This is a genomic window from Gemmatimonas sp., assembly GCF_044376735.1.
Taxonomy (GTDB): domain Bacteria; phylum Gemmatimonadota; class Gemmatimonadetes; order Gemmatimonadales; family Gemmatimonadaceae; genus Gemmatimonas.
Genome location: NZ_JBILKJ010000067.1, coordinates 1 through 14,554, shown reverse-complemented (window position 1 = coordinate 14,554; position 14,554 = coordinate 1). Strand labels below are relative to the sequence as shown.

The window sequence follows — 14,554 nt, the reverse complement described above, 5'->3', positions numbered from 1 at the left end:
GCGCGGCGCGTGGTGAAGATTCCGCACATCGGGCTGGTCAACGTGGTCGCGCAGCGCGAGGTCTCACGGGAGTTCGTGCAGGAGGCGTTCCAGCCGCGTCGCGTCGCCGATGCGCTCATGCCGCTGCTTGACACGACCAGTCCGGAGCGGGCGCTGGCGGAGGCGGGGCTGCGCGAAGTGCGCGGGATGCTGGGCACCCCGGGGGCCTCGGCGCGCGTGGCGACGATGATTCGCGACCTCGTCGCGGCCGAACCCCCGTGACGTCCACCGCGGCCACCAGTTGGCGCACGCGTGTGGCCATTGCGCTGGGGTCATGGCTGCTCCATGCACTCGGCGCGACCTGGCGTGTGACGGTGCATGGCCGACAGGCGCTGCTTGACCGCGCCCCTGAGGCGGCGCGCGTCGTGCTCGTGCTTTGGCATGGACAGATGCTTCCGCTCCTCTGGGCGCATCGTCAGCCCACGGGGGTCATGATCAGCGAGCACAGGGACGGGGAGATCATCGCCCGCATCGTGGAACGCTTCGGGTTCTTCGGCGTACGCGGGTCGTCGTCGCGCGGGGGTGTGCGGGCGCTGCTTGAAGGGGTGCAGGTGCTCAAGCGCGGCGCCGATATGGCGATCACGCCTGATGGGCCGCGCGGACCGCGCCACAGTTTTGCGCCGGGCGCGCTCGTGCTGGCGCATCGGGCCGGCGTCGCGGTCGTCTCGTTGGTCGCGCATGTCGATCGCAAGTGGCAGCTGCGCAGCTGGGATGGTTTCGAGATCCCGAAGCCGTTTGCGCGGATCACCATCGAGTACGGCGAGCCGGTCGTGCTGGGCGATGTCGACGCGCGGGCGGTCGCCGCGCGAACGGACGAATTCGCACAGCGCATGCGCGAGGCCGTCGCTCGGGTGGCGTCACGTGCGGGCGAGCCGGCGCGCGCGTGACGCGACGGGCGCTGGCCGGATGAGCGCGGGCACGACTGGGCGCGCCTTCGCATCGTACGTGTGGCAATCCTCATCGGTCGGCGCGCGTGTCGTCCGGACGGTGCTCACACCGCTCAGCTGGCTGTTCGGCGCGGTCGTATCACGACGCAATGCGGGATTCGACGCGCGTGCGCGGCGCGGTGCGCTTGCGGTACCGGCGCTCCCCGCGCTGTCGGTGGGAAATCTGACGGTGGGCGGTACCGGCAAGACGCCTGTCGCGTCCTGGTTCGTCTCGCGGTTGTGCGCCGGTGGAGCGTCGCCAGCGTTGGTGCTGCGTGGCTACGGGGACGACGAATGGCGCGTCCATGGGCTGCTGACGCCTGGCGTCCCGGTTGTGGTGGCCCCGGAGCGTGCCGTCGGACTCGTCACGGCGCGCAGCAAACAGTGCGATTGCGCGGTGCTCGATGACGCGTTTCAGCACCGTCAAGTGGCGCGGATCGCGGATGTGGTCCTGGTCAGCGCCGATGCGTGGCAGGAGCCCGTTCGCCTGTTGCCCTCCGGGCCGTATCGGGAGCCGCTCGCGAGCCTGACCCGGGCGTCGGCGGTGGTCATCACGGTCAAAGCCGCGAACGTCGACAGGGTGCACGCGCTGCGGGCCGCGATCAGACGGGCCGCGCCGGACGTGCCGATTGCCCAGATCCGATTAGCCCCGGGTGGAGTGCGGCTTGCCGCAACCATCGGCGGCCGTTCCCGGTCGGTCCCACCTGGACTTCGGCATGACTTGGCGTGGCTGCGCGGACGGGCGGTACTCCTCGTGAGTGCCATCGCCGATCCCGATGCATTTCGCCGGCAAATGGAGTCGGCGGGGGCCGTCGTCCGGCACCACGCCCTCTATCCGGACCATCATGACTTCGCCGCGGGCGACATTTCCGACATCGTGGCGCGGGCCGGACCGTCCGTTGACGTGCTCTGCACGCTCAAAGATGCGGTAAAACTAGTCCCGCTTTGGCCTCCCGCCGGTGCCGCCCTTTGGTATGTTTCGCAAACTGTGGTGGTCGAGCAAGGCGCCGAGATACTGGAGCAGGTTGTGGCTCGGGTATTGGCGGCGCGCAGGGCCATCACTCCAACCGCCGGCTGAGTCCGGCCTCAATAACCTGGCGAAATGGCTATCGAACTCCTACGCCTGCCGACGGACAGTATTGTCCGCCCGGACAAGGATCGGTTCCTCGACGAAGAGAATCCTTTCGAAGCGATGATGTCGCGCTTCGATCGCGCCGCCGAGCTGCTCGATCTCGAGCCCGGCATCTACAAGATCCTCCGCAATCCAGAAAAACAGCTGATCGTGTCGGTGCCCGTGCAGCTCGACAACGGGGATGTGGAAGTCTTCACCGGTTATCGCGTGCTCTACAACACGTCGCGTGGACCGGCCAAGGGTGGAATCCGCTTCGACACGAAGGTCACGCTCGAGGAAGTGAAGGCCCTCGCCGCGTGGATGACTTGGAAATGCGCGGTCGTCAATCTGCCGTTCGGCGGTGCGAAAGGCGGCGTGATTTGTGATCCGCTCACGATGAGCGTGGGAGAACTCGAGCGCGTCACGCGCCGCTACACCAAGGGGATCATTTCGCTGCTGGGCCCCGACACTGACGTCCCCGCGCCCGACGTGAACACGAACGAGCGCGTGATGGCGTGGGTGATGGACACCTACTCGATGCATGTCGGTCGCACCGAGAACGCTGTCGTGACGGGCAAGCCGATCGAGATGGGTGGTTCGCAGGGGCGTCGTGAAGCCACGGGCCGCGGGTGCATGTTGGTGACCCGCGAGGCCCTCGATCATCTCGGGCTGTCCATGAAGGGCGCCACGGTCGCGGTGCAGGGCTTCGGCAACGTCGGGTCGACTGCGGCCAAGTTGATGGTGGCCGAGGGGTGCAAGATCGTGGGGATTGGCGATCGCGCCGGCTCGTTCTACAATGCGAAGGGCATCGATGTCGACGCCGCGATTGCGTACGTGCAGCAGCACCGTTCGCTCGAAGGGTTCACGGGCGCCGAGATGATCGATGCTGATACGTTGCTGACGCTCGATGTGGATGTGCTGGTGCCGGCGGCCCTCGAGAACGTGATCACGACCAAGAACGCCGCGCGTATCCGCGCCAAGGTGATCTGCGAGGGGGCGAACGGCCCGACCACGGCCGCTGCTGATTCGATCCTCGAAGAGAAGGGCATCTTCGTGATTCCCGATATCCTCGCGAACGCGGGCGGTGTTACGGTATCGTATTTCGAGTGGGTGCAGGATCGCATGGGCTACTTCTGGTCGGAGGCCGACGTCAACGAGCGGCTGGGCGGCATCATGACCCGCAGCTTTCAGGACGTGCTCTCGCTGTCGAAGCAGCATCGGGTCAACATGCGGACGGCCGCCTATATGCTGTCGATCAGCCGGGTGGCCACGGTGCACCGCCTCCGCGGCATCTACGCGTGAGCGTTGACGCAGCACTGGTTTCCGATTCATGCGGATCTCGCTGCTCGTAATCGGCCGGCCCCGCGATGCGGGGCTGGCCGATGCCATTCGGGAGTACGAAGCACGCGCGGCGCGCTATTGGCCGCTCGACGTGGTCGAAGTCAAAGAGGAATCGGGACGGGGACTGACGCCGGCACTGGTGATGGATCGCGAGGCGGAGCGGTTGGCCGAGCGCCTGCCTGGCGATGCGCAGCTCGTCGCGTGTGATCCGGGCGGAGAATCGATGGACTCCGCGCGCTTCGCGGGCTGGCTTCAGGATCAGCGAGAACAGGCGCGCAGCGTGGCGTTTGTCATCGGCGGTGCGCATGGACTTGGCGAGTCCGTACGTGGGCGTGCGGCGAAGCGCCTGTCGTTGGCCCCGTGGACGTTGCCGCACGAGGTAGCGCGGCTGGTGCTCTCGGAGCAATTGTACCGGGCGGGCACCATCGTGCGTGGCGAACCGTACCACAAGTGAGCAGAGGGCGTGACTGTCCGTGAGGCATTTTCGATGTCGCTAGACGGCGTGATCGTGCGTACCAGCCAGCTCGGCGGCAGCGCGCTGTCGCAGGCGGTGCAGCGCGGCGATGTCGGTGCGGAGTGGTACTCCCATCGGCCTTCGTCGCCGGCGTCGTGGCGCGCCCATGCGCTGCAGGTCCGTGCGTCCCTCGACGGCGTCGACTGGCTCAGCACGCTTGCGCCGGCGTTTTCCGCGACCGGCGCGGCGGCCGATCGGTTGGCGCAGGCCTCGGCGCGCGGCGTCGTTGTGACCACGGGTCAACAGCCCGGATTGTACGGCGGTCCGGCGTACACGTGGAGCAAGGCGTTGTGTGCGCTGTCGATGGCAGACGAATTGGCGGCGGCGATCGACATGCCCGTAGCACCGGTGTTCTGGGCTGCGAGCGATGACGCCGACTGGATGGAGGCCGCGGTCACCCATGTGGCCACGGCGCGTGGCCTCCAGACCTTGTCGCTGGTCGGGCCGCCAACCGAGGGTGTCGCGATGGCCGACGTGCCGCTCGGCGACTTGACCGCCGCCAGAGCGGGGCTCGCGGCGGCGTGTGGGTCGGCGGCGCAGGCTGGCGTGCTCGCGGCGGTGGACGCGGCGTACGTGGCGCACGCCACCGTCGGCGCCGCCTACGTGCAGCTGCTGCGAACCCTGCTCGAGCCGCTGGGCATCGCCGTGCTCGATGCGGCGCATCCAGCGTTCCGGGCGGCATCGGATCGATTTCTCCGCCATGCGCTGACGGCGGCACTTCCCGTTTCGGAAGCCTTATCGGCCCGCACGCAGGCCATAGCGGCTGCCGGATACGCGCCGCAGGTCGACGTCGTCGACGGGCTGACGTTGGTGTTTCACAGCGGTGTCGTGTCCAGGGGCGACGGCGTCCAGCGCGTGCGGGTGCGTGTTCCCATCGCGGACGCAGCAACGGTTGCCCGTGAAGCGGAACCGGGGACGCTCGGGGCCAATGTGCTGCTCCGCCCCGTTTTGGAGCGATCGCTGTTGCCGACGCTGACGTATCTCGCGGGTCCCGGTGAGTTGGCGTATTTCGCCCAAGTATCGCCGATTGCCTCGGCCCTCGGTTCACCCGCGCCGGTGGTGTCGCCACGGTGGGCCGGCGAAGTGCTCGACGGCGACGCGGATCGCGCGCTCGATCGGCTCGGCGTGTCCGAGGCGGCCCTCCGAGACCCGCATGCCGCCGAGCAACTGGTGGCGCAGCGCCTGTTGGATGACGGGATCAACGATACGCTGGAGCGGCTTCGCGTGGCGATCGATGCGCAGCTCCGCGCCTTGCGCGATAGCGTCGACGGTGCGGGGGCACCCGTGAGCCACGACGTGATCGCCGGGCTGTCCCGAGACCTGACCCACCGTATCGACAAGTTCGAGCACCGCGTGCTGGGTGGCGTCAAGCGCAACGAAATCGAGGCGATGCGCGAGCTCGCGTACGTCCGTGCGTCGCTGCGGCCGATGGGGAAGTCGCCGGAGCGCGTACTCAATCTCCTGCCGTATCTCGCGCGATTCGGTGTCGGACTGTTGCTCCGGCTTCGAGATGCGTCCGCGTCGCACGCGCAGTCGCTCGTGCACGGAACGCGCACGTCGTCATGAGTGACCCCGGTGGCGGACGCTCCGCGTTCGTCGTCGGTGCGGGCATTCTGCTCAGCCGCATCGTCGGACTGCTGCGGAACACCGCCTTCGCGTATTTCTTCGGATCGGGCGCGGCCTCCGACGCGTACAATGCCGCGTTCAAAATCCCGAATGCCGTTCGGAATCTGCTTGGCGAGGGAACGCTCTCCGCGTCGTTCGTGCCGGTGTACAGCCGCCTGCTCACGCGCGAGGATCCCAAGGCCGCGAATGCACTAGCGAACGCCGTCCTCGGCTTGTTGCTGGTGGCCGTCTCACTGCTCACGCTGGTGGGAATCGCCGCGGCCCCCATCCTGACCACCGTACTGGCGCCGGGCTTCGACGCGGCGACCCAGGTGCTGACCACGCGGCTGACGCGCGTGCTGTTTCCGATGACCGGACTGATGGTGCTGAGTGGCTGGTGCCTAGGTATTCAGAACTCGCACCGGAGGTTCTTCTGGTCGTACGCCAGTGCGGCGCTCTGGTCGATCGCGCAGATCGCGCTGTTGCTGGTATCGGGACCGCGTGCGCCCGATGCCATGACGCTCGCGTATTGGCTGGCCTGGGCAACACTGGGCGGTGCCGTGCTGCAGATCGCCGCACAGACGCCGGAGGTGCTTCGTCTGGTGGGATCGCTCCGTCCGTCGTTGGATCGTTCCGCCGACGGTGTGATGCAGACGCTGCGCAACGTGCTGCCAGTCGTGACGGCGCTCGGGGTGGTGCAGATCTCCTCGTTCATCGATCTGCAGATCGCGTCATATCTGCCGCGTGGCGCCGCCACCAACGTGTCGTACGCAAACACCTTGGCCATGTTGCCGGTGTCGCTGTTCGGCGTGTCGGTCGCCGCCGCGGCGCTCCCGGAGTTCGCGCGCGACAGCGGAGCCCTGGCGCTCGATGCGCTGCTCGAACGTCTCCGAGGCGGGTGGCAGCGCATTCTGTTCTACATCGTCCCCAGCGCGGTCGCCTTCATCACGCTCGGTGACTACTGCGTGGGCATCCTCTATCGCGCCGGACGGTTCGGCGCCGCCGAACAGCAATCGGTACACTGGGTACTCGCGGCGTATGCCGTCGGCCTCGTGAGCTTCGGCTCGGTGAAGCTGCTCGGGTCCGCGTACTACGCCCTGCAGGACTATCGCACACCATTGCGCGCGTCGATGGCGAGCATCATCGTGTCGGCGACGGTCTCGATCGGCATCGCGATCCCGCTGCGTTCGCTGCCGATGGCGGCGGCCGGCATCGCGCTGGGCTCGGCGATGGGATCGTACGTGAATCTGGCGATCCTGTCGCGCGGGCTCCGGCAGCGGCTCGGCGCGCTGTACACGCCGGGGATGTGGCAGGGAACCCGCCGAATTGTTGTCGCCGCGTTGGTGGCCGGCGTGCTGGCGGGGTTCCTGCGCGTTGCCCACCAACGCTGGTTTCCGGGGCTGCATCCACGCATCGCGGGCCTGCCGGTGCTGGCGGGCTTCGGGGCGACCTATCTGGCAGTGGCATGGGCGCTGGGTTCTGCGGAGGCGGCGCGATGGCTTCGCCTATCCGTGCGGCCGGTGCGTCGATGAGCGCCGATCATGAGCAGCGGCTCAGCGATGCGCTGCTGGTACCCGACGATGACTGGACCACCGCAGCCATCGCGCGCGGGATGCCTCCAAGTGTCGCCCAGAAGCTTCCTCACCTTCCGGAATCGCCCGGCGTCTATCTGTGGAAAGATGCCGAGGGCACGGTGCTCTACGTGGGGAAAGCGAAGCGACTGCGCTCACGGGTGAAGAGCTATTGGGCCCAGGATCACCTGAGCAGTCCGAAGACGCGCGGATTGATGCGCAAGGTGCGGGAGCTCGATACGATCGTGGTGCCGAGCGAATCGCACGCGCTGATTCTCGAAGCGACGCTCATCAAGGAGTACCACCCGCGTTTCAACATCGCGCTCCGCGATGACAAGTCGTATCCGTACATCAAGGTCACGGTGCAGGAGCCGTTCCCCCGCGTGATCGTGACGCGCCGTCTGCAGGATGACGGTGCACGATACTTCGGCCCATACACCGACGTCGGTTCGATGCGCCGTGCGTTGAACGTGGTCAAGCGGATCTTCACGGTGCGGTCGTGTCACTACAACCTGCCCAAAGAAGCGCCGGAACGGCCGTGTCTCGACTATTTCATCAAGCGCTGTCAGGCACCGTGCGTAGGGTATCAGACCACGCACGACTATCGCGCGATGATCGACGAAGTCGTGTGGTTTCTCGACGGGCGCACCAGCGATGTCGTGCGTCACGTGCGCGAGCGCATGATGGACGCATCAGAGCGACTGGATTTCGAGCGCGCGGGTGAACTGCGGGACGCGTTGCGCCATCTCGAGAAGATGGAGGAGCCCACGGTCGTGCTGGAGGTCGAAGGCGGCGACCGTGATGTCGTGGGCTATGCGCGCGACGGCGAGGACGCGTGTGTCGTGGTCATGCGGATCCGCGGCGGCAAGTTGCTCGCACGCGACCACCGCCTCGTGGAACACGCGGAGGACGAAGACGATGGGGCCGTTCTTGGGGCCTGTCTCGCGCAGTGGTATCGCACCGCTGAGGCTCGCGCCGCCGACTTGATGGTGCCCTTCGACTTCGAAGATCGTGAATCGCTCGAAGCCTCACTCGAACGAACCAAGATTCGTATACCGCAGCGCGGTCCGCGCCGTGCGCTGGTCGATCTCGCCGACAAGAACGCGCAGCATCTGCTGGAGGAGTTCAAGCTCGCCGCGTTGGAGGCCGATGAGCGCGCCGTCGATCCGGTCTATGAGTTGCAGCGCGAGCTGGGGCTGCCTCGCCTGCCACGGTCACTCGTTTGTTTCGACATTTCGCATGCCCAAGGCACCGACGTCGTGGCCAGCGCGGTCTGGTTCGAGAATGGGCGACCCAAGCGGGCGGAGTATCGCAAGTTCAGGATCGCGATATTCGAAGGCAACGACGACTTCAAGTCGATGCATGAAGTCGTAACGCGATACTTCACGCGACGGGTGACCGAAGAGCTGGTGCTTCCTGATCTGGCCGTGATCGATGGCGGCAAGGGACAGCTTGGTGCCGCGCGCGCGGCGCTCGACGCGCTGGGGATCACGTCGATTGGCTTGATCAGTCTGGCCAAGCGCGACGAAGAGATCTTCATGCCCGGCCGAAGCGATCCCGTGCGGCTGCCGCGTCGCTCACCGGCGCTTCGGATGCTGCAGCAGGCCCGCGATGAGGCCCACCGCTTCGCTGTCACTTTTCAGCGACAGAAGCGCGCGGCGCGTACGATCACGTCGGAGCTCCTGAAGATTCCCGGTGTGGGTCCTGCCAAACGGCGGGCGCTTCTCACGGTGTTCGGGAGTGTGCAGGGGGTTCGCGAGGCCAGTGTGGAACAGATCGCCGCCGTCCCGGGCTTCGGGCCGGGCTCGGCGCAGCGGCTGCTCTCGGCGCTGGGCGTTCCCTCCCGCGCGACTCCGACGGATATTCCCACCGAGCTGGCTTCCGACGTCCCTCCCGACATCACTCTCGAATGACTCCTGCGTCCTGGACTCTGCGCTGTTCCGCGTGCGACACGGCAGCCGAGCGCGATCGTGCCTCCCTCTGCGGGGCGTGTGGCCAACCCCTGTTCGCGCAGTACGCACCCGTTCCCAAGGGAACACCACTGGCCGATCGCTGGGATGCCTGGCGATATGCGCCGTTCATGCCGCTCGAAGCTGGAGAAGCGCCCGTGTCCCTCGGCGAAGGGCTGACGCCCATGATCGAGGCGCCTACACTGGCGGCCGCGACCGGCGTGCGCCGCTTGTGGGTCAAGGATGAGTCGCAGAACCCGACGGTGTCGTTCAAAGCGCGAGGCATGAGCGCGGCTGTGACCCGTGCCAAGGCCCAGGGGTATCCCGGCCTTGTGGTACCGACCGCCGGCAACGCCGGCGCGGCCCTCGCCGCCTACGGAGCCGCGGCGGGCCTCCCGGTGCGTGTGTTTGCGCCGCGCACCACACCGCGTCCGATCCTCGATACGATCGAGGCGCTCGGCGCCACGCTGATCCGGATCGAGGGACATATCGGCGACGCGGGTAAGCTCGCTATCGCGTATGCCGCCGAGTCCGGCTATTTCAACGTGTCCACCCTTCGTGAGCCGTACCGCGTCGAAGGGATGAAGACGATGGGGTTCGAAATGGCCGAGCAGCTCGGATGGCGGTTGCCCGATGCGTTGGTCTACCCGACGGGTGGCGGAGAAGGGACGATTGGCATCTGGAAGGCCATCAACGAACTGATGGCTGGCGGTTGGCTCCCTGACGGTGCTACGCAGCCTCGGTACGTGGTGGCGCAGGCCGCGGGATGCGCACCCATCGCGAGGGCGTTCGCGGCGAACGAAGATCGGGCCACGCCCTGGGTCGACCCCGTGACGTACGCCAGCGGCCTGCGCGTGCCGTCACCGCTCGGCGACCGGCTCTTGCTTCGCGTGCTGCGCGAGACCCATGGTCTCGCGGGGACCGCGACTGAGGAGGCGATTCGGGACTGGACGCTTCGGATGGCGACGGCCACCGGCATCGACGCGGCGCCAGAAGGTGGCTGCGCGCTGTCGGTTCTGCGTGATGCCGTGACCGCGGGGACGCTCTCGGCCGATGCCGAGGTGGTGGTGTTTAATACCGGAAGCGGCGCGTCGTACCGCGCGTAAAGACGTACGCCGCCGATTACTCCCGCGGCTGGTCGAGTTCAGATGGAACGGATCGTTCAGGCTCGATGATGTGTTCCGGTGAGCGATGAGCCTGAGCGCGCGTCGGGGTACAACGAGGCAGCAGCTATCATGGCACTTACGAGGAGAGTAGTGATGAAGGTTCGGATGTGGACAGCGGTCGTGAGCGCGACGCTTCTCAGTACGGTGCTGCCAGCGGTGTCCGTGGCGCAGGGGGCGTGCCAGATCAACGACAGTAGCCCGTTTCAGGTGAACGGCGCGAAACAATATGTGATTGCCGCCGCGGCCGCAAAGCGCGCCGACGAGGTGCCCAAGCACCTGCAGAACGCGATTCGCGTACTGACCGATGATCCGTCGAAGATCAAGAACGAAGCCGGTCGCCAGTGGATGCTGGTGCGCGCCTATGCGCAATGGCTGCAGCGCGAGAACGCCAGCTACGTCATGAAGCGTGGCGATGTCGGCTTCACGCAGAATCCAGCGGGCTCCCAGAACCTGTTGCTGGCCCTCGACTCTGCCGCCACGGCGATCGAGGCGATGCTGCCGCAGTGCACGGAGAAGGTGCGTCCGTATCGAGCCCAGTTCTTCGGCGAGATATTGAATAAGGCGATCGCCGCGATGGGCGCCGAACGGAATGACTCGGCGTCGTACTTCGCGAACCTGTCGCTCCAGGTCGCCGGGAGTGATCCGCGTCCCTGGAACGTGTTGTCTTCGGTGTACCAGAAGCAGAACAAGACCGATAGCGCCATGATCGCGATGGAGAAAGTGATCGCGCTCTCCGGCTCGGACACGCTCTTTACGAAGGTCAAGCAGCAGAGCCGATACAACCTGGCGGTCATCAGTCTGACCCGAGCCGAGACCGAAGCCGCCGGCCCGAAAAAGGACGCCGAGATCAAGGCGGCGCGTGCACTCCTCGAGGCGTACCTCAAGGACACCCCAGGTGACGCGAATGCCGCGCAGGCTCTGGGTCGGGCGGTTCGACTGTCGGGTGACACCGCGGCGGTGACGGCGATTTTTGTCGACATGCTGACTGCGCCGGAGAAGTTCTCGGCCGACCAGCTGTTCGAGGCCGCCTCGAATGCGGCGGCGACCGGTCACGACCCGGATGCCGCGAAGCTCTTCGAGAACGGGCTCAAGAAGAATCCCTACCACCGTGTGGCGTTGCTGAACTACGCCAACGTGCTCTTCACGTTGAAGGACACGGAACGCATGGGGCCGGTCGTGACGCGGTTGGTCAGCGTCGATCCGAACTACGATCGTGCCTACCGCCTGATGGCCGGGCTTTGGCAACTGCGAGCCCGGGCCGATGCGGATGCGGCGAAGAAGAAGTCGGCCAACGATTCAGTCCTCTTCTACCTCGACAAGCAGACCAAGACCAACCCGCGGGTCGACATCACGCTGGCCCAGAAATCCGGGAACGCGTATTCGGTGCAGGGCACGGTCAGCAACGAGGGCAGTGCGACGGCCTCGTGGACGATGAAGCTCGAGCTGCTTGATGCCGCCGGTGCCGTCGTCGCCTCGAAGGACGTCGCTATCGGACCGGTCGATGCGGGTGGGAACACCACCTTTTCGGTGAAGCTCGAGGCGCCGAACGCGATTGCATTTCGCTATGCGCCCCTCAAGTAAGTCCATGTTCTGAATTGACTTCGGGCCCCGGAGTTCGTATATTTTCTCAAGTGGGCGGCCGCGCTACGGCTGCCGCCCCTTGTCTATCGGGGGAAGGCCTTTGGGCCTCGTCCCCCGTTTTCGTCCCGGGTCATGGTTCGCGTCACACGTGTACAGCCAGGGAGCATCGCCGACGAGATCGGCATCGTTCCCGGCACAGAACTCCTCGCTGTCAATGAACGGCCGTTGGAAGACTTCCTCGATTGGGAGTTCCTGACGGCCGATGAGGCGTTCGTCGTGTCCGCGCGACTGCCCGATGGTTCGGATGTCGAATACGACATCGAGCGCGACGGTGGAGAGCCGATGGGTGTGGAGCTTGCGCCCCCCACTGTTCGTCGGTGCGCCAACCGGTGTGAGTTCTGCTTCATCGAAGGGCTCCCCAAAGGGCTGCGGAAGGGGCTGTACATCCGTGACGACGACTACCGGCTGTCCTTTGCGTACGGCAACTTCGCGACGCTGTCCAACGTCAAGGAGAAGGACATCGCGCGGATTCTCGAGTATCGCCTGTCACCGCTCTATGTGTCGGTGCACGCGACGCCGTGGGAAGCGCGGAAGGTGCTCCTCAACAATCCGCGCGTCCCCAACATCGTCGAGCAGCTGACGCGTCTGGCGGAGGGGGGTATTCAGTTCCACGGGCAGATGGTCATCGTGCCCGGGCTGAATGACGGCGACGTGCTCGAGCAGTCGCTCACCGACCTGTGGAACCTTGGCGATGCCGTGATGTCGGTGGCGCTGGTCCCGGTCGGTGTGACGCAGTTCTCGCACCTGTACAACGGCAAGTCGATGGACGCGGTCAACGCGCGCCGCCTGCTCGATACGGTGCAACGGTGGGCGGATCGCGGGCTCGCCGAGCGCGGCGACCGATGGGTGTTCGGATCAGACGAACTCTATCTGCTGTGCGACGAACCGCTCCCCGGCATGGAGCATTACGGCGACTTCTCGCAGATCGAGAATGGGGTTGGTGCGGTGACATCGTTGCGGTCCCGCGTGCGCGACGGTTTGTCACAGTTGCCGCGTCTCGACGGCAAGAAGATCGGTATCGTCACGGGTGTTTCCATGACGCCGTTGATGCCCGAGTTGCTCGACCTGCTGCGTGAAGCCACTGGCGCCGAGTTCTCGCTCATCACCATGGAGAATTCGTTGTTCGGTCCCACCACCACCACGGCCGGCTTGCTCGTGGGCGCCGACATTCGCAAGGCACTCGTGGATCGGCATGATCTCGACCTCGCGCTCATTCCCGCGGAGTGCATCAACGACGATGGACTCTTTCTCGACGAGGAGTCGTTCGTGGCGGTGCGTGAGTCGCTGCCGATGCCCGTATTTCCTTCGTACGATTTCATAGACGCGCTGGTCCCGGAAGGTGACGCGGCGTTCCAACCCGCCGCATGAGTCTTCCAGTCATAGCCATCGTCGGACGTCCCAATGTCGGGAAGTCCCATCTGTTCAATCGTATCGTCGGCGAAGCGTCGGCGATCGTCAGTGATGAAGCGGGTACCACCCGTGACCGCCATTTCGGTCAGGCCGATTGGGCCGGCCACCACTTCTGGCTCGTCGACACCGGGGGGCTCGTTGAAGACTCAAACGAGCCCATGGACGTGGCCATCCGCAAGCAGGTGATGCAGGCGATCGAAGAAGCCGATCTCCTCATGCTCGTGGTCGATGCGAAGGTCGGCGTACATCCCAGTGACGCCCGCCTGGTCGACATCCTGCGGCATGCCAAGAAACCGTGGGTTCTCGTCGCCAACAAGGTCGACGATCCCAACAGCGCCGACTTCTACGACTTCTATCGGCTTGGCGTGACCGACGTGTATCCAGTATCCGCCGCCAACGGCAAGGGCTCTGGCGACCTGCTTGACGCGGTGGTCGCCGCCATTCCGGAAACGGACGAAGTGCCGTCGGAAGCGACCCGTATCGCCGTGATCGGACGCCCGAACGTGGGGAAGTCGTCGTTCGTGAACAAGCTGCTCGGCGAGGAGCGCCTCGTGGTGAACGACGAGTCGGGCACCACGCGCGATTCGATCGACGCCCCGATGCGCTATCACGATCGCGAGCTCATCTTCGTCGATACCGCCGGCTTGCGGCGTCAGTCAAAGATCGACGACGGCATCGAATTCTACTCGGCATTGCGCACCCGCCGGGCCATCGACTCGTCCGACGTGTGCATTCTGATGGTCGATGCCACGGAAGGGTTGCAGAATCAGGATCTCAAGATCGCGACGCTGGCGTGGGAAGCCGGCCGTGGTCTGATCATGGTGATCAACAAGTGGGACCTCTACGCCGACAAGACCGACAAGAGCTCGGCCAAGTTCCGCAAGGACGCCGTCGAAAAGGTGCCGTATCTCGGGTTTGTGCCGTTCCTGTTCACATCGGCACTGACGGGCCAGCGCGTGAACAAGGTCCTCGACATGGCCCTCGAGGTGCAGGAGCAGCGCACGCGCCGCATCTCCACATCGCAGGTGAACGATGCCCTGCAGGAGATCATTGCGCGTCTGCAGCCCCCCCAGGCCGCCGGTCGCGAAGTCAAGCTGAACTACGCCACACAGGTGGAGACCGCTCCGCCGACGTTCGCGTTCTTTGGCAACCATCCGGAGTTGATCCCCGAGAACTACATCCGCTTCATTCACAACCAGCTGCGCGAGAAGTGGGGGTTCACCGGTTCGCCGATGCGCATCATCATGCGGAGCAAGCGCGAGTCGTGAGTCCCATGATCGC

At 65.7% G+C, this 14,554-nt stretch carries 11 protein-coding genes and 1 pseudogene; all 12 read left to right on the top strand.

Going from position 1 to position 14,554, the window contains the following annotated elements; genetic code table 11:
* Positions 1–261 (top strand): annotated as a pseudogene (locus ACIRA7_RS10410) (lipid-A-disaccharide synthase); the annotation flags it as partial.
* Complete coding sequence (locus ACIRA7_RS10405) at positions 258–926, top strand: lysophospholipid acyltransferase family protein (protein ID WP_396220776.1); 669 nt, start codon at positions 258–260, stop codon at positions 924–926. The pseudogene ACIRA7_RS10410 and the gene ACIRA7_RS10405, both read left to right, overlap by 4 nt.
* Positions 820–2,043 carry a tetraacyldisaccharide 4'-kinase gene (locus ACIRA7_RS10400; RefSeq protein ID WP_396220775.1) on the top strand — a complete coding sequence of 408 codons (1,224 nt, stop codon included), beginning with the start codon at positions 820–822 and terminating at the stop codon, positions 2,041–2,043. The genes ACIRA7_RS10405 and ACIRA7_RS10400 overlap by 107 nt, the downstream gene beginning before the upstream one ends.
* 24 nt (positions 2,044–2,067) lie before the next feature.
* Positions 2,068–3,378 (top strand): Glu/Leu/Phe/Val dehydrogenase, encoded by a 1,311-nt coding sequence (locus ACIRA7_RS10395; RefSeq protein ID WP_396220774.1) that lies wholly within the window; start codon positions 2,068–2,070, stop codon positions 3,376–3,378.
* 28 nt (positions 3,379–3,406) lie between these two features.
* Positions 3,407–3,871 (top strand): 23S rRNA (pseudouridine(1915)-N(3))-methyltransferase RlmH, encoded by a 465-nt coding sequence (locus tag ACIRA7_RS10390; protein WP_396220773.1) that lies wholly within the window; start codon positions 3,407–3,409, stop codon positions 3,869–3,871.
* A gap of 9 nt (positions 3,872–3,880) precedes the next feature.
* A complete protein-coding gene (gene bshC, locus ACIRA7_RS10385; RefSeq protein ID WP_396220772.1) occupies positions 3,881–5,497 on the top strand; it encodes a bacillithiol biosynthesis BshC in 1,617 nt (538 codons plus the stop codon).
* Entirely contained in the window at positions 5,494–7,068 is a 1,575-nt protein-coding gene (murJ, locus tag ACIRA7_RS10380; RefSeq protein WP_396220771.1) for a murein biosynthesis integral membrane protein MurJ, read from the top strand. The genes bshC and murJ overlap by 4 nt, the downstream gene beginning before the upstream one ends.
* Entirely contained in the window at positions 7,032–9,020 is a 1,989-nt protein-coding gene (gene uvrC, locus ACIRA7_RS10375) for an excinuclease ABC subunit UvrC (RefSeq protein WP_396220770.1), read from the top strand. Before murJ ends, uvrC begins: the two co-directional genes overlap by 37 nt.
* Positions 9,017–10,162 carry a threonine synthase gene (locus ACIRA7_RS10370; protein ID WP_396220769.1) on the top strand — a complete coding sequence of 382 codons (1,146 nt, stop codon included), beginning with the start codon at positions 9,017–9,019 and terminating at the stop codon, positions 10,160–10,162. Before uvrC ends, ACIRA7_RS10370 begins: the two co-directional genes overlap by 4 nt.
* 180 nt (positions 10,163–10,342) lie before the next feature.
* Positions 10,343–11,803 (top strand): hypothetical protein, encoded by a 1,461-nt coding sequence (locus tag ACIRA7_RS10365; RefSeq protein ID WP_396220768.1) that lies wholly within the window; start codon positions 10,343–10,345, stop codon positions 11,801–11,803.
* Between the two features lie 132 nt (positions 11,804–11,935).
* Positions 11,936–13,231, top strand: coding sequence for a DUF512 domain-containing protein (locus tag ACIRA7_RS10360; RefSeq protein WP_396220767.1), 1,296 nt, complete (start codon positions 11,936–11,938; stop codon positions 13,229–13,231).
* Positions 13,228–14,541: a ribosome biogenesis GTPase Der gene (gene der, locus ACIRA7_RS10355; protein WP_396220766.1), complete on the top strand. Its 1,314-nt coding sequence runs from the start codon at positions 13,228–13,230 to the stop codon at positions 14,539–14,541. The genes ACIRA7_RS10360 and der overlap by 4 nt, the downstream gene beginning before the upstream one ends.
* The last annotated feature ends 13 nt before the right edge of the window (positions 14,542–14,554 follow it).

What these genes read in the sequence shown, in the direction of transcription:
- murJ (WP_396220771.1), top strand. Translation starts at nt 5,494, where the DNA reads ATGAGTGACCCCGGTGGCGGACGCTCCGCGTTCGTCGTCGGTGCGGGC.
- ACIRA7_RS10400 (WP_396220775.1), top strand. Translation starts at nt 820, where the DNA reads ATGTCGACGCGCGGGCGGTCGCCGCGCGAACGGACGAATTCGCACAGC.
- uvrC (WP_396220770.1), top strand. Translation starts at nt 7,032, where the DNA reads ATGGCTTCGCCTATCCGTGCGGCCGGTGCGTCGATGAGCGCCGATCAT.
- ACIRA7_RS10395 (WP_396220774.1), top strand. Translation starts at nt 2,068, where the DNA reads ATGGCTATCGAACTCCTACGCCTGCCGACGGACAGTATTGTCCGCCCG.
- ACIRA7_RS10370 (WP_396220769.1), top strand. Translation starts at nt 9,017, where the DNA reads ATGACTCCTGCGTCCTGGACTCTGCGCTGTTCCGCGTGCGACACGGCA.
- ACIRA7_RS10390 (WP_396220773.1), top strand. Translation starts at nt 3,407, where the DNA reads ATGCGGATCTCGCTGCTCGTAATCGGCCGGCCCCGCGATGCGGGGCTG.
- der (WP_396220766.1), top strand. Translation starts at nt 13,228, where the DNA reads ATGAGTCTTCCAGTCATAGCCATCGTCGGACGTCCCAATGTCGGGAAG.
- ACIRA7_RS10360 (WP_396220767.1), top strand. Translation starts at nt 11,936, where the DNA reads ATGGTTCGCGTCACACGTGTACAGCCAGGGAGCATCGCCGACGAGATC.